The sequence below is a fragment of the Bradyrhizobium sp. LB13.1 genome, assembly GCF_054056815.1.
This window is the reverse complement of record NZ_JBSRYQ010000001.1, coordinates 4696697-4716940: the sequence shown is the minus strand read 5'-3', so window position 1 is coordinate 4716940 and position 20244 is coordinate 4696697. Positions and strand designations below refer to the sequence as shown.

Sequence of the window (20244 nt, the reverse complement as noted above, 5' to 3'; positions counted from 1 at the left end):
ATTGATTTAGCAAAAGATTTAATGTATTTAATTATTTATATTTGGATTTATATTCTAGAACACGCGAGGTGCACTTTATGCCCTCCATAGAGTCTACGCGCTCCAGCACAGAGCCTTCCGAACAACGCTCCCCTGATCGCGGGCGTGCGCCTCCTGCCTGCCCTTCTTCAACTCCTACTGAGAGAGCTCTGAGCGGGACGGGAACCATCAACGTCATGCCAGAGGTCGCGAACGACAACGCGGGCGCCTGGCCTCTGCTACCGTTTCCTGATGGCTGGTACGCCACCTGTTGATCTGTGATGCGCGCTCGCCCTGCGGTGCTCAGCAAGTAGCAGGCGGGCGCATTTGATGGCTTTCAATTGCCCACAACATCCGCCGGTTCACGCTGGCGGGCCTATCCTTTCATATGAAAGGGCAGCGTCCTCGATGGAGGAACGCACATCTGCAGGACTCGGCGTGTATACGTTGGTTTATCGCCACAGTACTTTCCAATTCTCACCAAATTTGCCGGTCAGCAAACGAGGGCAAATATGAAACAAGTAGCATCACGGGGGCACATTGTGGCTATTAAGAACATCGTCATTCCTTTGGAAGATGAGTATCTACAAAAGGCAGCAAGGGAACGCGGAATCTCCCGCTCCAAGCTTGCACGATTTCTCATGGAGAAGGTTGTGAGCGACGAACTCGTTCCTGCGATTCTCGGTGAGGGCGACTTGTCGAACGTTGAATCTACCACCCAAAGGTATCGACGCTTTCGGAATCCAGCGTAGGCGGGAACATTGGTCCGGCGCCGCGGACTGCTAGCAGGTCACCTGACGGATGAGAGACGGCCCGGCTTCAGGGGGGCTTTGGGGTAGGCCGGGGCCGCTCCGCCAGCTTCAGTGGCGAGCTGGCGCCGATTCAAGCAAAACATGCCCGACCGGTTCCTCAGCGCGTCAATAGATTCTCGCTTGGTGTCAGTAGCCGCACGTAGGTCCCGCTCTCGTGCAGCTCGAGCCAACCCTTTTCGACAGCGCACCTGATGCCGGCGCCGAACTCCGCGCCGCTTCCCTTGAGCGTGTAGAGGAAGGGATAGTTGATCTTCTCGATGTGGATTCGGCCGTCCTGTACCGCCTCGATGCCTGAAGCGAGCTGAACCAGCTGGCGGGCGGCAGCTTCCGGATTGGCAAAAGGGCGCTGTTCGGCGAATTTTATCATCGACTGATTGTCACCGTTCCTCGTTCGGATGGACCCACTTATACGGCGTAATGCTCTGGCTTTTGGTCAGCTTTATCATGTGGACTGCGGGCGCGTTGCGACCCTTGCGGCACGATCGGCATTTGAGTGAAGCCTCCAGCTTCCAAATCGGTGTTTCTGGAGGCCGCCGGATTGCATTAAGTGGCAGGCTCGCACGCGTCTTACATCTGTTGCACTCAACTTCCAGCCAGCCCATCCCGCCGTTCAAGCATTGAGCAATCGTCGGAGACGGTTGCGCCGGCCCCCGTATCCTTCCATTCGCACCGACCCAGATGACCTCTCGCGACTTGGTGCTCATGCCGGAGGATTCCTCCGCGCGCGCTAAATCGCAAGCCGCTAGGTTTTGTAGCTTCGACGGACGGGAATGCCACCTGTTCGTCAAGCAAGACTTTGGAGAGCCCGCATTCGGCTTGACCAGAAACAATTCGCGGTTAGCTTGCGCCGTCATGGGGGCACATCCAGAATATCGGGCTGACATCGACGGGCTGCGGGCGCTAGCCGTGGTTGGCGTTGTCGCCTTCCATGCTTTCCCGGAACTCTTGCCCGGCGGGTTTGCCGGCGTCGACGTGTTCTTCGTCATATCCGGCTATCTGATATCGGGCATCATCTTCGATGAAGTCGCCCGAGGGTCGTTCTCCCTCGCGAGCTTCTATTCGCGCCGCGTGCGGCGCCTTTTCCCCGCGTTGATAATTGTGCTCGCGAGCGCAGCTGCGTGCTCCTGGTTTGTCCTGCTGCCGGCATCTCTCGATATGCTTGGGCAGCAAATCGTCGCCGGTTCAGCGTTCCTCGCAAACTTCTATTTCTGGCTTCAATCTGGCTACTTCAGCCCCGACGCCCATACTCTCCCGCTGCTCCATCTTTGGTCGCTCGGCGTCGAGGAGCAGTTTTATATTTTCTGGCCTGTGGCCGTCGTGCTGCTCGCAAGCCCCACGCGATGGCGTGCGGCTATCTGGGTCGTCGCCGTTCCGTCATTTATTCTCTCGGTTGCGCTGGCCTCGCGCCGAGACGCTGATTTCTATTTGCCGTTCACCCGAGCGTGGGAATTGATGGCCGGCGCCCTGGTCGCTTGGCAGTTCAAACAGCGCCCCGGCGCCAGGATTGACCGGCCCGAGTTGCTCGTCGCCTTTGGTCTGTTCCTGATAGTCGGCACATTCGTGTTTTTAAACCAGAGCATGGCTTATCCGAGTTGGCGAGCCGCGGCGCCGGTTGCTGGCGCGGTGCTTGTTCTCGTCGCGGGAGCACGTAGCCGCCTTGCCTCTCATCTGCTCTCTAATCGACTGGCCGTTTTTACTGGCAAGATCAGTTACCCGCTTTACCTTTGGCATTGGCCGGTTCTTGTTCTCGCGGTCGCTGTGAAGTTCTTGCCACTTACTTTGTTGGAACGAGGCGCCGCCGTCATTTTCTCTTACGGTCTGGCTTGGACAACCTTCGTGTTCGTCGAGAGGCCATTTAGGTTTGGACGCGCCGCACGCGGCCGGATGCAATATGCCTTGCCCTCTGCGATGATTGCGGTTGCTTTGGCGGGGGCCGTCTTCGCCAACTTCAATGGTTTCACGTCGCGATTTCCCGCCGATCTGCAAACGGCCAACTCCGAACGCCCTGAAGCGTGGCGAACTGGGGTCTGCCTTCTCGACCTTGGCACTAGCGCGGAGATTCTTCCTGAGTGCTTGGAGGCCGTACGTCCCACACTTGCGGTATGGGGAGACTCGACTGCCGGCGCTCTCATGCCGGGCTTGCGGTCGATGCAAGCGGAGTATCCCTTCGGAATTGCGCAGCTCACTGCTAGCAGCTGCATGCCGCTATTGGACGGATCGCCTTCGGTCTGCACTCGTCATAATGAGGAGGTTATCAGGACTATTGCCAGCATCAGGCCAGACGCTGTGCTGTTGCACGCAAATGGTCCGCTAAACCAATTTGAGAGGACAGGGTGGTCCAATACAATCGCTGCACTTAAGTCGGCGGGGGCCGCGGTAATAGTGCTCGGGCCCGTTCCTTCATGGAAGCGCGGCTTGCCTGAGCAACAAATCGCTTATTACATCACTCACCGCAAATTGTTGCCGGAGAGGTCGTCCCAGTTCGTGAGCAATCTGTGGGATGAGGAAAGCGCGCGCACGTTCTTTGCGGAGCACGGAGCTAAATACCTCTCCGCCTGGGAAGTGTTCTGCGAAGCGTCGGGCTGTCTTACCCGAATTAGTCATCAGGGCCCGACCGCAATAGACGGCACGCATCTTTCTGCACCTGGATCACGCTACCTAATCCGGTCGATAGAAGTTGACCTCTTCACGGCGCTGCAACTTCGCGGGCCCTAGATCATTTGCGGCGGATCACCCGAACACCGTCTTTTTCTGTCAACGTTCGCAGCAACCTCCGCACACCCACGCTCACCGGCATCATTGCGGGGGCAGCCACATGAAATATTCACCGCGGTCGAGCGAGCCCTTCCACGCATTCTCGATATCGAAGCCCGTCAGGAAGCCATGGGCGACATGATCCTTGCGATCCTGGAGCAGAGACTAACTATCGAGGACGCTCCTCGCCGATACCGGGAGTTCCTCAGAGCTACCAATCGCATGTTCCCCGCAAAGTACGCACCACCGTCACTGGATGCGCCTGCATTTCGCGGCGGCGAGATACCCTAGTAGAGAGGGTTAGCGTCGGTCTTTGGTCTTAAACCCAAGTACTGAGCGCGCAGCAATCAGAGTCACTAAGAGACTCGGGCCCGCCGGTTCACGCTGGCGGACTACTGCACGCGGGTGTGATGCGCATTATGTGAAGTGGTTCACAAGCGGCAGGTCTCACCGAGCGTAGCGTGCGCGCCGCGTTCCACTGCGAGGCGAAGCGCTGCATAGTTTCCCCATTGCTTGCCAACTTTTTCCATGAGGTTTTCGCCATGTCGAACAGTGTCGAAGATCTACAGATGCTGCGCTTGATTAGGGCATTTCAAAAGCTAACCGACCACGGCACACGGCGCACGGTGCTCTTGTACGTCGAAGATCACAGCAAGCCGAGGGATCGGTCGAGTGCTCCACCAAGTCGTCGCCTGGGGCTGGCAGCAGCACAACCGTAGATTCGTAGTCGTCGGCCTGCAGACATGCAAACCTAAGGCATATTTCGCGTCTCGGAGGAGAAACCCGATGCGCCTTGGATTGCCGTATTTGGGAATTGGTCTCTGTGCGTCGCTCGCCGCTTGGATGTCGGTGATGCTGTTCTATTGAAGTCCGTCCGTCGATGCGGGCGATCCTTGACTGTCTAGCCGGGAGGGTCGTTTCCCTTCGGCTCCTGCAAGAATTTCGACATGTGTCCACGCGCTTCACGACCGCGTGGAGCGGGGCGCTCGGACGGGTCGCGGCCGATCTTGGCTTGGAGCTCGATGAGATCGGTGAACACGTCGGCCTGGCGGCGCAGCTCGTCGGCGATCATCGGCGGCTGGCTCGCGATCGTGGAGATGACGGTGACTTGAACGCCGCGGCGCTGTACCGCCTCCACCAGGGACCGGAAGTCGCCGTCACCGGAGAACAGCACCATTTGGTCGATGTGATCGGCGAGCTCCATGGCATTGACCGCGAGCTCAATATCCATGTTGCCCTTGACCTTGCGCCGGCCGCCGGTGTCAACGTACTCCTTGGTCGGCTTGGTGACGACGGTGAAGCCGTTATAGTCAAGCCAGTCGATCAGCGGACGGATCGAGGAGAACTCTTGGTCCTGGATAGTCGCAGTGTAGTAGAACGCGCGCAGAAGCGTACCGCGGCTCTGAAATTCGCTCAGCAGGCGTTTGTAATCTATATCGAAGCCGAGCGTCTTGGTGGTCGCATAGAGATTGGCTCCGTCGATGAAGAGCGCAATCCTGTTGGGAGACGACATTGTAATCTCGGAAGCACGAAGTGCCATGCTGCGGGGAATATGAACCCGCCAATGAGGCGGCACTTCCAAAGCTTTCATCAAAGCCGGAGCCTCCGATCGTATACTGGGGTCCTTTAACCTTCAAACAGTTTTGCTCCGACCGAAATTAATTCGTAACTCGGCAAGGCGAGGAAAATTCCAACTGGCGGCATTGAGGGGCATGTCCGCGACTTGTGGATTGGATCCGCGCTTTCGACTATTCTCGACTGCCCGGAATTGCTGTGCAGCGCAATGCCTGACCAATTCGAAATATTTGATTTTGCCTTACAGCGGCGGGGCCGAGGGTGGGCTTGGCGCGTGGTGCACCTGCGAAGAGGCGACCGTGATGTCCGGGCGGGAGACCAGCCGCGCCGCCGCCAATACAAAGCGACCAGCGCGCTTTTCCTGATATTGCTCTCGGCTCACTACCGGGCGGCGAGATCGAAACTATCCAACGGTGGCCCGGCTCAACGAGCAAAACACTCGCCTAATCAGTCACAGCGAAGGATGGCCTCGTAACACGACGCGTCTTTGTAGAAAGAACCGAGATGGCGCTGAGGCTGATTGAGCAGGGCAAATTGGCCTGAGTTACAATCTAGATCAGGCGGGTGCCGCGGCCGCTGCACGCTCGTTTTCCGAACGTCTGAGTGCGGGATCGGCATCTTGCCGCCGTCAATGTCTATCGTGAAGCAACGACTAACATAGCGCGCAGTTCGCAAGCCGCGCACTCACCCACTACGCGTGACGAAACTTAAACGCGCCTTCACCGACAGGAGTGACGGGTATGATCAGGCTGTTCGCTGCGGCTTGGCGGACTCTAACTCATTGCGAAGTTGGAGTGGCAATCCATCCGCTTTTCCCAAGAACAACCAATCCAGTGTAAGGCCAGGAATCTTTTGCACTAGCAGAATGCCGATGCTTTTTGACAACGGAAAGCCACGTTCGAAATTGTTCCAACGGGGGATTTCAATCCCAATCCGCTTACAAAACGCCGTTTGCGTCCCGGCAACGGCTTTGCGCACGAGTTTAAGCCTTTCGGCTACGTTTTCATTACTCAATGGATTACCGGACATTGATTGCTAACCTTGGACGCTGCGTCGAGGGGAGTCCGAAAGTGTCAGGGTGGGTGCCGACCTGGTTCAAGAGATGAGCCACTGCAGCGCCAGTCTCAGGTACGAGAAAAAATAGCGATAAACGAATAGGCCGAGGGGCGGCCATGCGATGATGCCGATGCCGAGTAGGATTATGATGCCTGAACCGATCAGCATCTCTTTGATTTCGCGGTGCATCGCGTCAGTTTAGGCAATTCTCCGCTATTCCGTCCATTCCCTTAGGGGCAGCGCAAATCCACACCCTTTAAGGGTACGTCGCCTCGACGGTTGCGAATCGTCCAGCTGGCGCGCGCGCAGCACGGCGCCGCACTGCTGAGGAAGGTTGTTGCCGCGGTGAACGATGCAAAGCCGGCGGCTGTTGTGCCGGGGGAGGACCCCCGGCTAACCAACCCATTGCGCGAAGGTGCGTCCGCTGGTGCGGCTCACTCGGCCTCGCTGCTTGCGGAAACGTTGTAACCGACCGTAGACGGCCTGGCGACTGCGACCCAACCGCTCGCCTAGCTCGGTTGCAGTCATGCCCTTGTCGAATAACGCAAGTAGTTGCGCTTCTTCTTCAGGCGACCACGGACGTATCTCTTGTCGATCGTTGGACATCGATTCATGCCATCAAAAGCGCTGCGGACCATCATCGTACGTCAGAATCGTGAATGATGAGTTCAGGGTAAGGAGGTCTGAACAGTCGCCGGATTGGCGCTTGCAGACCCAGGTTGCTCAGCCAAGGCCGAACTGCCACGGCGCTAGGGCCGCAGTCAAAGACGCTAATACGAGGAGGGTGTTGGGGAGGAACGTGCAAGGCAGACCGAGGAAGGGCGGTCCAGGGTGCTCGCGTAACGATCTGTAAGTATTTAAGCCTGCAAAATAGCACCCTTCTGCGCGTGATCAGTCCGACCAAAGAGATTGCCGTGACCTCAGATAATGCTGACCAACTGGTTGTTTTGACGCGAGAGATCGCTGACAAGGCAACCTATGTTCAGAACCAAGCAATCCTGATCGAGGTCCTTGAGCGAGACGGACACGACGTCTCCGACCATGAGTCGGATTTGGCAGCACGGATCGCGAGGCTGTTTAGGCTGCTTGAAATAGCATCGGCCAGTGAAGGACACGAGACAGCCGCGTCAGCTCAAGGGTAATCATGCCGGATCGCCGAAAGATTGATCGTTCGGACGTCGACTTAGTCGCATACATTTTTGGAGATGGCGGCAGCCAACGTTGCCGCGTGTTCAACATCTCGGAGGACGGGGCTGGGATCGAGTTACCGACGAAGCTGCACATGCGTCCCACATTCAAGATGATGTTGGAAAGAGACCGTATCATCAGAGATTGTCGTCTCGTTTGGTCCAGTGATACTCGCATCGGGGTCGTGTTCAAAGTCGATTGAGTCGGCTCTGCTAGGTTGTTGGTCCCAGCCGAGAGCCGCGCGGCTCTCCAAATCTCCGGTGCGGCATCCGGTATTCGGTGTCGACTGCATCACGCGCTGCGGCTGCTGGAGCGGCGTCAGCGGCCGTCACTGGGGGTATCGATGCATGGTGCAAGGCATTTACTTTGCGATGTTGCATCCAGCCGCAACTGAAGCGCGCGACCGCAAGCCGAGGCGCAAGAAAGATCGAACCCCTTCAACTGAGGATTGCTTGTTGTCGGCTCTAATGCCGGCCTATCGCGGCATCCCTGGCGAATGGCGCTGTTCGACAAACCCCTGTCGTTTCCGACAGTGCGCGCCATCACCATGATCGCGGCCAGGAAAGCTATTTAGCTCTGCTCAACTACGCGTCCGATACGGTGCGCGGATCGCTCGGGACATCGCAAGCGATCCCGATTACGAGCTTGGCGGCGGTCGAGCTGATGGGAAAGCCTACTGGTTCGATCGATCGCCCGGACGTGCGTCCCCGACAAGCCTTTCTTTAGTCAAAATTCGAGACCTACTTTTGGTTTTTGAAGAATGGAGAAGTTAAAAGTGGCTATGGGAACTGTGAAGTGGTTCAACTCGACCAAGGGTTACGGATTTATTCAGCCTGATAACGGCAGCAAGGATGTGTTTGTTCATATCTCCGCCGTTGAGAAAGCTGGTTTCACCTCACTCGCCGAGGGCGCAAAAGTCAGCTTCGACGTCGTGAACAATCGCGGTAAAGACTCGGCGGAAAATCTACGGATGGGTTGACCAACCACGGCCAGTCGGGGGCGGGAAGTCCGTCGCTACGAGCGCTCGCTGGTCATTGTTTGTTTGGCACTCGCCTTCGGTTCGACGGCCAGTCGATCGGCTTTGGGGGCCGCGGGTTCTCGCACTTCTTCGGCCGTTTGCACGTTTCTTTGGAACGCCCATCCGAGCAAGCCCGCCAGCACGAGGACGGCCCCGGCGAGCATCAACCAGTGGGGATATTCGATCCTGGAAAGCATCGCTGTTCCCGCTACCTAGTGCTCAGCGCTCACCTCGTGCCGCAGCGGCTGGGTATGCAACCGCTTTTGAAGGCGATGGTTTCGACGACTGCTTGTGTTTTGGTCGGAAAGTGGGTCGCTACCAGCCATAGGACTCCGGCGATGCAGAGGGCCGTCAACGCGGAGCCTCCAACGCTCATCGCACCTCGTAACAGCAACTGCCCTAACGCTCCCAACATGGTACCCGCTTAGCGGGAAATGCTTAACGAAAACTGCGATGCGGCGGACCGCGATGGAATCGGCGCAGTTCGGTCGCGTCGGGAGGACCAACGAGAGGCGCGCGTCTGACGTCAATCGTTGTCCACGCGCGATTTCCGAAACTCAACTGCGCCCTCTATGAGTCGGCTCTTACGAGCGTTGACGTCAGCAGTGCTAGCATCTTTATCGCGCAAACCATCGATCGCGTCTGCCGCCAACTCGCCGGCCCGATCACTTTGTGTCGGATGACCGTCGAGCCAATCCTGTTCGGTCGCTAAGGCGGACCACGCCTGCGCCATCCGCTTGTAACGGAGTGCCGCCTGCGCATTGGTCGCCCCCTCGGCGAGTTGCAGACAGTTCTCGGCATTTTCGCGAAATTTATCGGGCGTTTTGACCATCGCAAACAACGGGCTTCCGGTGAGATCGTTCCGACGGATTACGTCGAACCATCATCGGCGCTGGATGCGACCGCGCTTGCTCAGGGCTCGGAAACGCTCCTCGCGAACTCCTGCGCCTGCTTCTTGGCGGTCTCCTGATCGACCTGCTCGGGACCCAGCCGGCGGGACAGGATATCGTCCCAGTAGAATAAGACGCTAGGTCTTCCGTCAGAAAACCGCACCTCGAAACTGCCGCAGTCAGAGACGATCGAGTGCCTTATGATGCGGACGGTCATCAGGACTTTCTCAGTGGTGCGCTCGCGCCAAACCTGAACCAGGCGCACAATGCTGCAGCCGGCGACGCCACCACCGATCTTCTGCATGGCGTCGGTGATGTGGCCGTGACGATCGGGAGTAAGATGCTGCAGCAGCTCAAGGGATATGGCGACGGCCAAAATGAAGGACATAACCAGCGCAAAGTGGCGTGGATAGGCAGCCACGAACAAGGCGCCCAATAGCCCATAAGCCACAAAACGTTCCAGTCTGACAGAGCCCGTCTCTGGGCGCAGCCCAATTCGCGAGAGTGTCACAACGACGATTAGCCCAAGGGCGACCCAAGCCAAAACTGCGATCAGTTTATGCGCCATGGTCAGCTGAATACCGAAGCCCCCAGAGTTCGTCCAGTCTCTCGGGGGGCCTGCTGACACCTTGTCGGCGTTGATCTCAATTTCCTGAGCCGTCGAGCGACAGCGCGTTCGCTTCTTTCGAGCATGATAGATATTCGCTTCGGTATTTCGTTGTTTGAAGCGAGCTCGAGAAAACGTTTGTCTTCTTTGCTCCAGCGCCGAGACCGGTTCCTGAGCATGTTTTACTCGCAGATGTTAGCGTTGCCGTCATGACGATAATCGGCGTAGAGGGGCTGTCCTCCGCTGTCTTTCTGCTCGATTTGCCTCGGGTGAGAAGAACATCTTCTCAGGGATTCCTTTCGCCGCCATCTCTTCGACGACTCACGGGGCGGGGTGTAGATTAAGCGAAGAGCAAGCGTACCAAGGAAGATTGCAACCTTCTCTAGAGCTTTGATTAGCAGAATGCCCATTTCGACTTTCAACCGTTGAGTGTGGTTGAAATGCGCATCTGAAGGGGAAGTTCCCAGCTACACCGTTTTGAAACTCAACCGTCGGGCGCTGATGGTGCCCGCTGACCTGGATGTTTGGTGCTGCTTCAGGAAGAGCGCAAGTGCACTCCCTTCGAGGAAGCGCAGCGCAACAAAGCGCGTATGGCTTTAGTTGGGGATGACTTCCCGTCGGCTCTATTGCGGACCTACAGGGCCATCCCCCGTGAATGGCGCCGTTTGACCAACCCTGTCTTTTCCGACAGGTGCCGGCCCTCCAAGATGTGGGCATTGTCGCCGCGCAAAAAGGACGAGGGCGGCGATGCGACGTTACTTCTTCCCGATTTTCCACAAGGGAGAGACTCAGGCGGACGATGTGGGGGAGCTATTTGGCTTTGCTGAGATGGCGGACCAATACGGCGCCCGTGTCGCTCGGGATATCGCCAGTGATCCCGATTACGGACCGCGGTGCGGGCACGGTCGTAATCGTGGTCGACGCCTCCGGTGCTGAGGTCGCGCGGCATGTGGTGGGAGGTGTTGTCTAGCGGGAGGGCGTCAGCGTTGTCGCCGTCAGGGATGCTAAGACCAGTAGGGTGCTGTGAGGGGCTAACCTTCGAGAGTGTCTGTGGGGGAGCGATCTCATAGCGCGCACAGACTGCACTCACTCGCTCTCCACTTATTTACGGCGTGGCTTCCGTGATGATCGGAAGCCTTTGCTCGGATAAAGAGCCTCAAGCCCGCGAATGTATTCCTCTCTTGCGGCTTTGCGTTCTTCGGACGCTTCATCCGGGTCGATAAGCTCAGACTTAGCGAATCCGTACAGCACATCGTCGATCTGCTCCTGCATCGATGTGGCGACGCTTGTCATGCTGTTGACCGTCTTAAGCGCGCGAGTTCGCAGATAGGGAGGCAATTGGTCGATTGGATAGGCGCGCAATGCCATGACGCCTTGAGCGATCAATGGGAGGCACTTGGACATGCGCTCCCTTATGTCGCGCAACCCCAACAGTGCCTCGCGGTTTAGGTCGAGTGTCTTGATGGTGAACTCGCCTACCGTTGTCGCTCCTTCGACTCTGTTTGCCTCACCAGAGTGGCGAAAATGCTCCTGTCGAGCCTCTTGGTCGGCACGGAAGAAGCGGTATCCATCGGTCCTTGCTTGCGGTGGCGGATATCTGTTGCCTTTGCGCTCATTGCATATGTCGCAAGCATACATGAGATTGGAATAGTCATTCTCAAGGTCGGCCCGCTCAGTGCGCGGTTCGTAGTGATCGATTGTCATTCGAATGGACTGGGCTTCGAATTCGGTGATTGTGCAGTACGCACAGGAATAGAAAAAGTCCTTTCGTAGGGGCTGCCGATATTCAGGATATCGTTTCCCGGGCTCCACCGTGGATCTCGCTACAACTCTCGGGTCTTTCCGGGCAATTTCATTCATTTCCGGCCCCCAGACCTCCTAAATTTCTCAAGCTCGCCTCGAAATTCGTTGATGTCGGCGTGGAAGCGCTCGGCTTGTGAGACCATGTCGGCAAGTTGTTCGAAGTCAGATCCATACTTCGCATCGTCAACGCGATCGAGCGACCATCGAACATATTCGAGCCGATTTGTTTCTTCTGGACTCAGTGCGCCTGCTAGTTCCTTATCGACAAGGGTCTGACGCTCCGCAAGGAGCGCTCGGTGCTCGATAGGGTCTATCGAGGCCGCATTAACCCGACCGGCCTGCCGAGAAGCGGCCGCATAGGTGAAACTTGGAAAGCGCGGCATATCGAAGACGTCTGCACCTGCAGTGCGCCTAGGCCGGCTCGGCCCACTCGTTTGCATTGACGCCGAGTTGTCGGCGCCCATGTCGCCAAGTTGGAAGTCGAATTCAACCTGCCTTGCGCCCGATAATGTGCTCATCAAACATGTTTCCTTCAGCTAACCGTTCAAGGTACGCGAGCGCGCTTTCGCTGCACTTGCTTATGATGGTTCGCATTTGACCTTCGCTTGCTACTTGGCCGACCTTAAATTTCCGATGAAAGTCTAAGGTTATCGACATGAGTTCGTCAGGATCTTGCGGCCTTGCAATCTTGTGTTGGCACTGACCTGCCCCTGCCGATTTCCTCCAGTTGAAGTTAGAGTCCGGCCTTCTGAAGGACGGACAGATGAAGCGAGCCAGGTTTACGGAAGAGCAGATTATTGGCGTGCTGCGTGAGCATGAGGCAGGTGCGAAGGCTGCCGATTTGGCGCGGAAGCATGGCGTCTCTGAAGCGACGCTGTACAATTGGAAGGCGAAGTTCGGCGGTCTGGACGTCTCCGATGCCAAGCGGTTGCGGCAACTCGAGGACGAGAACGCCAAGCTGAAGAAGCTGCTGGCCGAGCAGATGCTGGATGCTGCAGCGCTACGCGAGCTTTTGTCAAAAAAATGGTAGGGCCCGTCGCCAAGCGCGAAGCCGTCGCGCACCTGCAGGCCGTCATGGGTCTGTCGGAGCGGCGGGCCTGCGGCATCGTCGGCGCTGACCGCAAGATGGTTCGGTACCGATCGTGCCGACCGCCGGACACCGAACTACGCGGCCACTTGCGCGAGCTTGCTAATGCCCGTCGGCGGTTCGGCTACCGCCGGCTGTTCGTGCTGCTTCGCCAGCAGGGCGAGCCGTCCGGGCGGAACCGGATCTACCGTCTGTATCGAGAGGAAGGCCTCAGCGTGCGCAAGCGCCGAGCCCGCCGCCGCGCCGTGGGCACCCGAGCGCCGATACTGGTCGAGGCTCGGCCGAACGCCCGGTGGTCGCTGGATTTTGTCCACGACCAGTTCGCCAGCGGCCGTCGCTTCCGGGTCCTGAATATCGTCGATGACGTGACCCGGGAATGTCTGGCGGCCATCCCCGACACCTCGATCCCGGGGCGGCGGGTGGCACGCGAACTGACGGCGCTGATCAATCAGCGCGGCAAGCCGGGCATGATCGTCTCCGACAACGGCACCGAGTTCACCTGCAATGCCATGCTGGCCTGGTCGGAGGAGAACAAGATCGACTGGCACTTCATTGCGCCGGGCAAGCCGATGCAGAACGGCTTCTGTGAAAGCTTCAACGGCCGGATGCGGGACGAGCTTCTCAACGAAACCTTGTTCTTCGGCCTCGATCACGCCCGCGCCAAGATTGCGGATTGGGTCGGCGACTACAACGGCCAACGCCCGCATTCCTCGCTCGGCTATCTGACTCCTGCGGCCTATGCCGCCTACCTCACCGCAACGTGCGATCGGCTGCGCAACCCCGACCAGCTCCGCCGATCGCACGTTGCTCACACCGCGCCAAACGGCGTAACATCCCCCGAGACTCTAACCGCTACTGGGTGAAACTTCAGGGGCAGGTCAAAAGGTCGGTTTTCTTTTGGGGGATTATTGGAGCTTCCTTTGTCGGGTATGCAGCCTCCTACTCTCATAAAAGAGACCTGATACCGTTGCTTATCTCCTGTTTTGGACTTTTCAGCAGCGTTGCTTGGACCCTGCAGAACCGAGGAAGCAAATATTGGCAGGAGGCGTGGGAGCAGAAAGTAAAAGCTGTGGAAGTGGATGTACTCGGCACTAACTTGTTTTCAAATTGGGAACCGCTTCTCAAAAAGGGCCCTTGGGGCGCTGCAATGTTTTCTGTTTCTAGCCTTGCTATAGCTATCAGTGATTTCTCAGTCCTGATTTGGATTATCTTATTGATCAAGGCGCTCCCCCAGTGGGGCGGTCCTGTTGCAAACTGGGCTGCATTGATCGTTCTAATTACAATTTCCTGCATCCTTGCCTGTTTTACCGCACTGACCCGAACCAGACAGAATTGAAAGTTTTCAAACTGAGACACTACCCATGTCCAGGATGTTCGTCGCGAGAGGCGAGGGCCGGTTGAGGTCCGCTCCCGCGTCGGGGCATTTCTCGCGGATCATCGCCGGCGGCCTCGCGTCTATGCCGACGCTTGGTTCAGTCTAGATAATCCGCTGCGGGACGATAGCGGCATGACGTGGCTCGACACGAAGACGGATGCGGACCGACTTTGGGCGTAGCAGCGAAGGCCGCAGGACGCCGGTTACAGCGCCTACGGCCCTTGCTGGCTACCGTTCCGCACGAGCGGCGCCCGACCGCCAATTGAAGCCCAGACAGGGGCACCGCGGCAAGCCAAAACGCGCCGAAGCGCCGCGAAAGGAAAGGGGTTTAGATCTTACCGAGCAGGGCAAGGCGTCCGTGGGCTTCACAACCCGGACCAGAGCTATAGCCAGGAAGTGTCTCGCCACCTCCGGCAGGACGATGTCTTGCATCTGGCAGCAAAAGGCCCGCCGGGTCACGCTGAGGGGGCCTAGCACTCCCGGCGCTCTGATCCGCAATTGGATCGGCAGCCGGGAGCATTGGGGCTGGAAAGCGAGCCGTGTCATGTTGGCCCTTTAACGACAATGGGTAGATCGGCGGACTCCGGTAGTTATACCGACTCCATTTTCGGAACGGGGTGTTCTACTGTGAGAACACCGGCGAGATTTAAGTACCAAAACCGATTTCAAAGTTTCCGGGAATGCCGCAGTGGGGGCTGGAACCGCGCTGCGGCTTTTCGCTTGAGTGCACCTGAGGCGGCAATGTTTTCTGGGGGACGATTTGTGGGCATCCAAAGCATAGTGGCTACTATATTGGAGCGCGAGCTGGCGGCGCGTGGCGTTGAATCATTGGGGCATTCCGCTTGCATGGAGATCGTTGAAAACCTCCTCGGGCGCTTGAAGGAGTTGGACCGCGAATTAGCCGCAAGAAACATCGAGCAAAGCTAGACGCCCCCTCCAATCGTATGAGAGACGGCCCCGGCTTGGGGGCTGGAGCATTATAGGCCGGGGCCGCTCCGCCAGCTCAGGCCGCCGAGCCAGCGCGGATTCAAGCAGAATTGGCCCGGTCGGTTTCTAACAGCGCCAGCAGATCCCGGCCGGGTGTCAGCACCCGCACATACGTGGCGCTCTCATGTAGCTCTCAGCCAGCCTTTCTCGATGGCGCACTTGATGCCGGCGCCGAACTCGGTGCCGCTTCCCTTGAGCGTGTAGAGGAATGGATAGTTGATCTTCTCGATATGGATCCTGCCATCCTGTAGCGCCTCGATGCCCGAAGCCAGCTGGACGAGCTGGCGGGCGGCAGCGTGCGGATCGGCAAAAGGGCGTTCGGTGACGTGTTTCATCGCTGGAATCAAAACCTCAATCCCATGCTTGGCCTGACTTGCCCGCGACTGTCATGCCAGTTCGGGACGATATGCACAGATCCTGCGGCGCCGCAGGCCGAGCAGACCAGGCGCAAGCCGACGCGCGACCACGGCTGATCCTGCGGGAGGCGCCCCATCAAAGCCGTAACGTAAGCGACTCGCAAATAATCGATCCTCTCTCGACCTGTACGAACCACTGCGGGTCGTGGTGCGCTGCGTACTATGGTAACAATAAATTAGGAGCTGAAGCTCAGGCTGTCCCTGTTCGGACCTCGCACACCCGAGCGACCTTTCTGGTACGCTTGGACCCCAGCTCCGATCTCAACCCGGAGCTGGGGTCTGTCATTCGGCCTGCAATATTGACCCCCTAAGCCGGGGGATCGGCGTCCAAAATTGACCCCCTACAGGTTGGTCTGTTGCGCTGCCTGCTTCGTAACAAAGCAGGTGGTGGGGGATGCTGATCGTGGAGACGATTGCCCGGATCCGGCGCGAGCACTTCATCAAGGGCAAGACGATCAAGGAGATCGCCCGTGACCTGAAGGTGTCGCGGAACACGGTCCGGAAGGTGCTGAGGTCGGGAGAGACCTCATTCGAGTACGAGCGGCAGGTGCAGCCGCGGCCAAAGCTCGGACAATGGGCAGTCGAACTTGACGGGCTGCTTGCGTCGAACGTGACTAAATCCGCTCGTGAACAGTTGACGTTGATCCGGATCTTCGAAGAGCTGCGCGGCCGCGGCTATGACGGCGGTTACGATGCGGTGCGGCGTTACGCCAGGCGCTGGAGCAAAGAACGCGGGCAATCGACCGCAGCCGCTTATGTTCCGCTGAGCTTTGCCCCAGGCGAAGCCTACCAGTTCGACTGGAGCCACGAGGTGGTCTTGCTGAGCGGCACCACGGTGATGGTGAAGGCCGCCCATGTCCGGCTCTGTCACAGCCGCATGCTGTTCGTGCGAGCCTATCCGCGGGAGACGCAGGAGATGGTGTTCGACGCCCACGACCGGGCGTTCGCCCTGTTCAAAGGCACCTGCACTCGCGGCATCTACGACAACATGAAGACCGCGGTAGAGACGATCTTCGTCGGTAAAGGGCGTCTCTACAACCGCCGCTTCTTGCAGATGTGCAGCCACTATCTGGTCGATCCGGTCGCCTGCACGCCAGCGTCGGGCTGGGAGAAGGGGCAGGTCGAGAACCAGGTCGGGCTGGTCAGGGAACGCTTCTTCACGCCGCGGCTGCGGTTCAAAAACCTCGACGAGTTAAACGCCTGGCTGCTCGACAAATGCATCGCCTACGCCAAGGCTCATCGCCATCCGGAGTTGGTTGATCAGACGATCTGGGACGTGTTCGAAGCCGAACGCCCCAAGCTCGTTCCCTATGCCGGCCGCTTCGACGGCTTCCATGCCGTGACGGCGTCGGTCTCGAAGACCTGCCTGGTGCGCTTCGACAACAACAAGTACTCGGTCGCAGCCAGCGCAGTCGGACGACCGGTCGAGGTTCAAGCCTATGCCGATCGCATCGTGATCCGTCAGGATGGACGCATCGTTGCCGAGCACCCGCGATCCTTTAGTCGCGGCGATACCGTCTACGACCCCTGGCATTATGTGCCGGTGCTCGTCCGCAAACCCGGCGCCCTGCGCAACGGTGCTCCCTTCAAGGACTGGGTGCTGCCGGCCGCGATCGAGCGGATCCGGCGCAAGCTTGCCAGCACCGACGATGGCAATCGGCAGATGGTCGACATCCTCAACGCGGTGCTGACTGACGGTCTCCCCGCGGTGGAAGCGGCCTGTGCCGAAGCGCTCAGTCACAGCGTCCATTCCGCAGATGTCGTTCTCAATATCCTGGCCCGGCAACGTGAACTCGCCCCACCGGCCAACATCATGACGCCGGCCGCACTGACGCTCCGTCATGCACCGATCGCCGATTGTGCCCGCTACGACAACCTCCGGAGGACCATCTGATGGAACGAACCCAAATCTTCGACCTCATGGGCGAACTCAAGCTCTATGGCATGAAGGCGGCCTTCGACGAGATCATGGCGATCGCTGTCAAACGCCAGCACGAACCTCAGCGCATTGTCGGCGACCTGCTCAACGCCGAGATCAATGAGAAGCAAGCCAGGTCGATCAAATACCAGCTCACCATTGCCAAGCTGCCACTTGCCAAGGACATCGCCGACTTCCAGTTCGATGGCACGCCAATCAATCAGACTCTCGTCAATGACCTCGCCGGCGGCGGCTTCATCGCCCAGCAACGCAACGTCGTACTGGTTGGCGGCACCGGCACCGGCACAGGCAAAACCCACCTGGCCATTGCCATCGCCAGAAGCTGCATCCGCGATGGCGCTAGAGGACGCTTCTACAACGTCGTCGACCTCGTCAACCGGCTCGAGACCGAGACCCGCAACGGACGGCAAGGACGGCTCGCCGAGCATCTGACCCGGATGGACTTCATCGTGCTGGATGAACTCGGCTATTTGCCCTTCGCCCAGTCGGGTGGCCAGCTTCTGTTCCACCTCGTCAGCCGGCTCTATGAGCGCGCCTCCGTCATCGTGACGACAAATCTCGCCTTCGGCGAATGGCCGAGCGTGTTCGGCGACGCCAAGATGACCACCGCGCTGCTCGACCGGTTGACCCATCACTGTGACATCGTCGAGACCGGCAACGACAGCTGGCGGTTCAAAAGCCGAGACGACGATCACGCCACCCGCGCTCGTCTCGCCTCCGCTATCCCGGCCAGCTCCGACGAGACGAGCGCTACCAGCAAACATCGCCGCGCAAAGGGGTCAAAATTGGACGCCGATGAGGGGTCAAAGTTGCAAGCCGATTGACACTGGGGTCTTTGCGTTTGGGCTTCAGAAGCAAAAACGCCGCCCGCTTAAATGAAGCGCAGGCGGCGGATAGCCAGCCCCGAATGACCCCAAAGCGCCCTAGCAGTCTGCTGAAAAACCTTGAAATGGAGAATTTTCATTTTTCCGCCGGTCGTTTTTGGAGCGGCGCGGTAGAGTTGGATGTAATTTCGAGCTTGTTATTGAGTGTGCCCCGGCGCGGGGTGGCTATGCGGCGAGCAGTTTGGGAATTCGGATCAGGTTATAGGCGATCAGATTAAGCAGGAAGTCGGCGGCGACGCGAGCGATGCCCCGATGTTTGGTCTTGCGCATGGTGCCATGCTGCTTGCCCCATCCGAAAATGCACTCGACCATCGCCCGGCGCGATTGCGACATGCCGTATCCCGGATGCCGCGTGGTTCGTTCGTCGATCGCGCTGTTACGGTTCTTGCCGGTTTTGGTGATGGCCTGGTTCTGTGTCACATGCGGCGTCACGCCGATGGCGCGAAGGTTGGCGACATGATCGGCCGTATCGTATGCCTTGTCCTCACCAGCCGTGATGCGGCGACCTGCGGCTTTGCGTCTCGCCTTCAGCATGACCTCCGCAGCCCGGCGTTCGGCGGTGCCATTGGCATGCGTGACCCTGCCGGCCACCGCCAGCCCATGCCGGTTCTCCATGGTGGCGTGGCCCATATAGCAAAGCTTGGCCTCCCGTCCGGCCGCCTTGCGATAAAGCCTGCTGTCCGGGTCACTGGTGCTCGCATGGGTGTCGTTCTTGCGTTTCTGGCCATGGAAGTTGGCGCCGTCATCATCGTCGCCGCTGCCGTCCTTGGGGCGAAAACTCTTCTGCGAAGCCCAGGCTTCGATCAGCGTTCCGTCCACCGAAAAATGCTCGTCCGACAATAGCGGCTTGACCTGAGAATGGTTCAGAAGCCTGGTCATGAACTTCGTGAACACATCGCCGTTCTGCAGCCGCTCCCGGTTCTTGGTAAAGGTGGTCGGGTCCCAGACCGGATCGTCCGGCGACAGTCCCACGAACCAGCGATACAAAAGATTGTAGTCCAGCTGCTCCATCAGCTGGCGTTCCGAGCGGATGCCGTAGAACACCTGCAGCAGCAAGGCGCTCAGCAATTGCTCCGGAGGGATCGAAGGACGTCCCTCGCTGGCGTATAGCTTTCCAAGGCTGCGGTTCAAATCATTCAAAACATCCCGGACAAGTTCCCGGACCTTCCGCAGCGGATGGTTCGCTGGCACACGTTTATCCGGCGCGATGTACGAAAACAGGCCGCCCTGATCCGTAAACCTGCCGCGCATGATCGTCTCCGCCGATTCGAGATGATAAAGTGAATCATCAAGTCCCCTTCCTGGCGAGGGGTTTTTCAGCAGACTGCTAGACAGACCGCCTCAGTTGACGGCCTCTTAGTTGCAACGCTGCGGCACGCCTTCCGCATCGACCGTCACGCCCTTGCGCTTCCGCAGCGCGGCTAGGATTGTCGCCTATAGGTTGTTCTACTTGCTTCCGGGTCGGCTTCGGCGACTTCCCGGCTAGCGAGGCCCGGCCATGATCGGTTGTTTGGCGCTGGCGATCGGGACTTTCCTGCTTCGCTAGTCGCCACAGATGCGCGTTTCGCCCCCTCGATAGCTACCTAGATTGCGCCGATCTTCACGGAGATTGCGTAGACGATAACGAATATCGGGAGGGCGATCAGGAACCATACGATGGCGTCTCCGTCGCGATCTGGCGCAAACTCCCGGTTCGCATCTGTCTCGCGGGTATGAGGAACTACAGAAAAGACCTGGCTTGGTCGGGTGCGCTTGGCTGCGCGACGCAACAGCTGTTTGAGGGTTGCTTCGGGCTTTGGCATCGTAGCTGCGCGGGTTTCTTGGTCAGACATCAG

Annotated in this window: 19 protein-coding genes and 3 pseudogenes; 8 read left to right on the top strand and 14 right to left on the bottom strand. The window is 58.5% G+C overall.

The annotated features are described in order from the left end of the window. Nucleotides 1-927 precede the first annotated feature (927 nt). The gene (locus ACVWYI_RS22485) at nucleotides 928-1197 is read right to left on the bottom strand and encodes a hypothetical protein (protein WP_354053349.1); all 270 of its coding nucleotides are present in this window, start codon (nucleotides 1195-1197) and stop codon (nucleotides 928-930) included. A 10-nt stretch (nucleotides 1198-1207) separates the two neighbouring features. After that, nucleotides 1208-1509: pseudogene (locus ACVWYI_RS22480) on the bottom strand (hypothetical protein); the annotation flags it as partial. Between ACVWYI_RS22480 and ACVWYI_RS22475 the strand changes: the two are divergent. Next, nucleotides 1509-3545 carry an acyltransferase family protein gene (locus tag ACVWYI_RS22475; RefSeq protein ID WP_456663231.1) on the top strand — a complete coding sequence of 679 codons (2037 nt, stop codon included), beginning with the start codon at nucleotides 1509-1511 and terminating at the stop codon, nucleotides 3543-3545. The pseudogene ACVWYI_RS22480 and the gene ACVWYI_RS22475 sit on opposite strands and share 1 nt — an antisense overlap. Before the next feature lie 940 nt (nucleotides 3546-4485). On the opposite strand, the gene ACVWYI_RS22470 is transcribed toward ACVWYI_RS22475, so the two are convergent. The 4 genes from ACVWYI_RS22470 to ACVWYI_RS22455 form a co-directional block, all read right to left on the bottom strand. Beyond that, nucleotides 4486-5097 (bottom strand): LabA-like NYN domain-containing protein, encoded by a 612-nt coding sequence (locus ACVWYI_RS22470; protein WP_456663230.1) that lies wholly within the window; start codon nucleotides 5095-5097, stop codon nucleotides 4486-4488. Between the two features lie 806 nt (nucleotides 5098-5903). Further along, nucleotides 5904-6188, bottom strand: coding sequence for a hypothetical protein (locus ACVWYI_RS22465; protein WP_354053351.1), 285 nt, complete (start codon nucleotides 6186-6188; stop codon nucleotides 5904-5906). A 66-nt stretch (nucleotides 6189-6254) separates the two neighbouring features. After that, on the bottom strand, nucleotides 6255-6404 hold the full coding sequence (locus tag ACVWYI_RS22460) for a hypothetical protein (RefSeq protein WP_456663229.1): 150 nt from the start codon (nucleotides 6402-6404) through the stop codon (nucleotides 6255-6257). Nucleotides 6405-6608: 204 nt separating this feature from the next. Further along, nucleotides 6609-6821: a helix-turn-helix domain-containing protein gene (locus tag ACVWYI_RS22455; RefSeq protein WP_354053352.1), complete on the bottom strand. Its 213-nt coding sequence runs from the start codon at nucleotides 6819-6821 to the stop codon at nucleotides 6609-6611. Between the two features lie 538 nt (nucleotides 6822-7359). On the opposite strand from ACVWYI_RS22455, the gene ACVWYI_RS22450 reads away from it, so the two are divergent. Both ACVWYI_RS22450 and ACVWYI_RS22445 read left to right on the top strand, forming a co-directional pair. Further along, a complete protein-coding gene (locus ACVWYI_RS22450) occupies nucleotides 7360-7605 on the top strand; it encodes a PilZ domain-containing protein (RefSeq protein WP_354053353.1) in 246 nt (81 codons plus the stop codon). A gap of 558 nt (nucleotides 7606-8163) precedes the next feature. Further along, complete coding sequence (locus ACVWYI_RS22445) at nucleotides 8164-8382, top strand: cold-shock protein (RefSeq protein WP_354053354.1); 219 nt, start codon at nucleotides 8164-8166, stop codon at nucleotides 8380-8382. A gap of 35 nt (nucleotides 8383-8417) precedes the next feature. On the opposite strand, the gene ACVWYI_RS22440 is transcribed toward ACVWYI_RS22445, so the two are convergent. The 5 genes from ACVWYI_RS22440 to ACVWYI_RS22420 all read right to left on the bottom strand — a co-directional run bounded on the left by ACVWYI_RS22440 (nucleotide 8418) and on the right by ACVWYI_RS22420 (nucleotide 12239). Beyond that, the gene (locus ACVWYI_RS22440) at nucleotides 8418-8618 is read right to left on the bottom strand and encodes a hypothetical protein (protein ID WP_354053355.1); all 201 of its coding nucleotides are present in this window, start codon (nucleotides 8616-8618) and stop codon (nucleotides 8418-8420) included. 329 nt (nucleotides 8619-8947) lie between these two features. Beyond that, nucleotides 8948-9253, bottom strand: coding sequence for a hypothetical protein (locus ACVWYI_RS22435; RefSeq protein WP_354053359.1), 306 nt, complete (start codon nucleotides 9251-9253; stop codon nucleotides 8948-8950). A gap of 80 nt (nucleotides 9254-9333) precedes the next feature. Beyond that, on the bottom strand, nucleotides 9334-9879 hold the full coding sequence (locus ACVWYI_RS22430) for a VanZ family protein (RefSeq protein ID WP_354053356.1): 546 nt from the start codon (nucleotides 9877-9879) through the stop codon (nucleotides 9334-9336). Between the two features lie 1140 nt (nucleotides 9880-11019). Then, on the bottom strand, nucleotides 11020-11778 hold the full coding sequence (locus ACVWYI_RS22425; RefSeq protein WP_456663228.1) for an HNH endonuclease: 759 nt from the start codon (nucleotides 11776-11778) through the stop codon (nucleotides 11020-11022). After that, nucleotides 11775-12239, bottom strand: coding sequence for a hypothetical protein (locus ACVWYI_RS22420; RefSeq protein WP_456663227.1), 465 nt, complete (start codon nucleotides 12237-12239; stop codon nucleotides 11775-11777). Before ACVWYI_RS22420 ends, ACVWYI_RS22425 begins: the two co-directional genes overlap by 4 nt. Nucleotides 12240-12484: 245 nt before the next feature. On the opposite strand from ACVWYI_RS22420, the pseudogene ACVWYI_RS22415 reads away from it, so the two are divergent. From ACVWYI_RS22415 to ACVWYI_RS22405, 3 genes and pseudogenes are all read left to right on the top strand, one after another. Further along, nucleotides 12485-12637 (top strand): annotated as a pseudogene (locus tag ACVWYI_RS22415) (transposase); the annotation flags it as partial. Then, nucleotides 12604-13671 carry an IS3 family transposase gene (locus ACVWYI_RS22410; protein ID WP_456661132.1) on the top strand — a complete coding sequence of 356 codons (1068 nt, stop codon included), beginning with the start codon at nucleotides 12604-12606 and terminating at the stop codon, nucleotides 13669-13671. The pseudogene ACVWYI_RS22415 and the gene ACVWYI_RS22410, both read left to right, overlap by 34 nt. Next, complete coding sequence (locus tag ACVWYI_RS22405; protein ID WP_456663226.1) at nucleotides 13668-14144, top strand: RipA family octameric membrane protein; 477 nt, start codon at nucleotides 13668-13670, stop codon at nucleotides 14142-14144. Before ACVWYI_RS22410 ends, ACVWYI_RS22405 begins: the two co-directional genes overlap by 4 nt. Nucleotides 14145-15292: 1148 nt before the next feature. On the opposite strand, the gene ACVWYI_RS22400 is transcribed toward ACVWYI_RS22405, so the two are convergent. Then, entirely contained in the window at nucleotides 15293-15505 is a 213-nt protein-coding gene (locus ACVWYI_RS22400) for a hypothetical protein (RefSeq protein WP_456663225.1), read from the bottom strand. 475 nt (nucleotides 15506-15980) lie between these two features. Here ACVWYI_RS22400 and istA point away from each other — a divergent pair. Together istA and istB are read left to right on the top strand one after the other, a co-directional pair. Beyond that, nucleotides 15981-17471, top strand: a pseudogene (istA, locus tag ACVWYI_RS22395) (IS21 family transposase); the annotation flags it as partial. An 8-nt stretch (nucleotides 17472-17479) separates the two neighbouring features. Continuing rightward, nucleotides 17480-18349 carry an IS21-like element helper ATPase IstB gene (istB, locus tag ACVWYI_RS22390; protein ID WP_456663224.1) on the top strand — a complete coding sequence of 290 codons (870 nt, stop codon included), beginning with the start codon at nucleotides 17480-17482 and terminating at the stop codon, nucleotides 18347-18349. Between the two features lie 225 nt (nucleotides 18350-18574). Here istB and ACVWYI_RS22385 read toward each other — a convergent pair whose 3' ends face one another. Next, nucleotides 18575-19660 (bottom strand): IS5 family transposase, encoded by a 1086-nt coding sequence (locus tag ACVWYI_RS22385; protein WP_456661595.1) that lies wholly within the window; start codon nucleotides 19658-19660, stop codon nucleotides 18575-18577. A gap of 332 nt (nucleotides 19661-19992) precedes the next feature. Beyond that, nucleotides 19993-20241: a hypothetical protein gene (locus ACVWYI_RS22380; RefSeq protein ID WP_456663223.1), complete on the bottom strand. Its 249-nt coding sequence runs from the start codon at nucleotides 20239-20241 to the stop codon at nucleotides 19993-19995. Nucleotides 20242-20244: the final 3 nt, after the last annotated feature.

Coding starts and splice junctions, on each gene's coding strand:
- ACVWYI_RS22425 (WP_456663228.1), bottom strand. CDS start 11,778: ATGAATGAAATTGCCCGGAAAGACCCGAGAGTTGTAGCGAGATCCACG.
- istB (WP_456663224.1), top strand. CDS start 17,480: ATGGAACGAACCCAAATCTTCGACCTCATGGGCGAACTCAAGCTCTAT.
- ACVWYI_RS22420 (WP_456663227.1), bottom strand. CDS start 12,239: ATGAGCACATTATCGGGCGCAAGGCAGGTTGAATTCGACTTCCAACTT.
- ACVWYI_RS22485 (WP_354053349.1), bottom strand. CDS start 1,197: ATGATAAAATTCGCCGAACAGCGCCCTTTTGCCAATCCGGAAGCTGCC.
- ACVWYI_RS22460 (WP_456663229.1), bottom strand. CDS start 6,404: ATGCACCGCGAAATCAAAGAGATGCTGATCGGTTCAGGCATCATAATC.
- ACVWYI_RS22475 (WP_456663231.1), top strand. CDS start 1,509: ATGACCTCTCGCGACTTGGTGCTCATGCCGGAGGATTCCTCCGCGCGC.
- ACVWYI_RS22430 (WP_354053356.1), bottom strand. CDS start 9,879: ATGGCGCATAAACTGATCGCAGTTTTGGCTTGGGTCGCCCTTGGGCTA.
- ACVWYI_RS22470 (WP_456663230.1), bottom strand. CDS start 5,097: ATGTCGTCTCCCAACAGGATTGCGCTCTTCATCGACGGAGCCAATCTC.
- ACVWYI_RS22440 (WP_354053355.1), bottom strand. CDS start 8,618: ATGCTTTCCAGGATCGAATATCCCCACTGGTTGATGCTCGCCGGGGCC.
- ACVWYI_RS22465 (WP_354053351.1), bottom strand. CDS start 6,188: ATGTCCGGTAATCCATTGAGTAATGAAAACGTAGCCGAAAGGCTTAAA.
- ACVWYI_RS22400 (WP_456663225.1), bottom strand. CDS start 15,505: ATGAAACACGTCACCGAACGCCCTTTTGCCGATCCGCACGCTGCCGCC.
- ACVWYI_RS22380 (WP_456663223.1), bottom strand. CDS start 20,241: ATGTCTGACCAAGAAACCCGCGCAGCTACGATGCCAAAGCCCGAAGCA.
- ACVWYI_RS22385 (WP_456661595.1), bottom strand. CDS start 19,660: ATGCGCGGCAGGTTTACGGATCAGGGCGGCCTGTTTTCGTACATCGCG.
- ACVWYI_RS22445 (WP_354053354.1), top strand. CDS start 8,164: ATGGAGAAGTTAAAAGTGGCTATGGGAACTGTGAAGTGGTTCAACTCG.
- ACVWYI_RS22450 (WP_354053353.1), top strand. CDS start 7,360: ATGCCGGATCGCCGAAAGATTGATCGTTCGGACGTCGACTTAGTCGCA.
- ACVWYI_RS22435 (WP_354053359.1), bottom strand. CDS start 9,253: ATGGTCAAAACGCCCGATAAATTTCGCGAAAATGCCGAGAACTGTCTG.
- ACVWYI_RS22455 (WP_354053352.1), bottom strand. CDS start 6,821: ATGTCCAACGATCGACAAGAGATACGTCCGTGGTCGCCTGAAGAAGAA.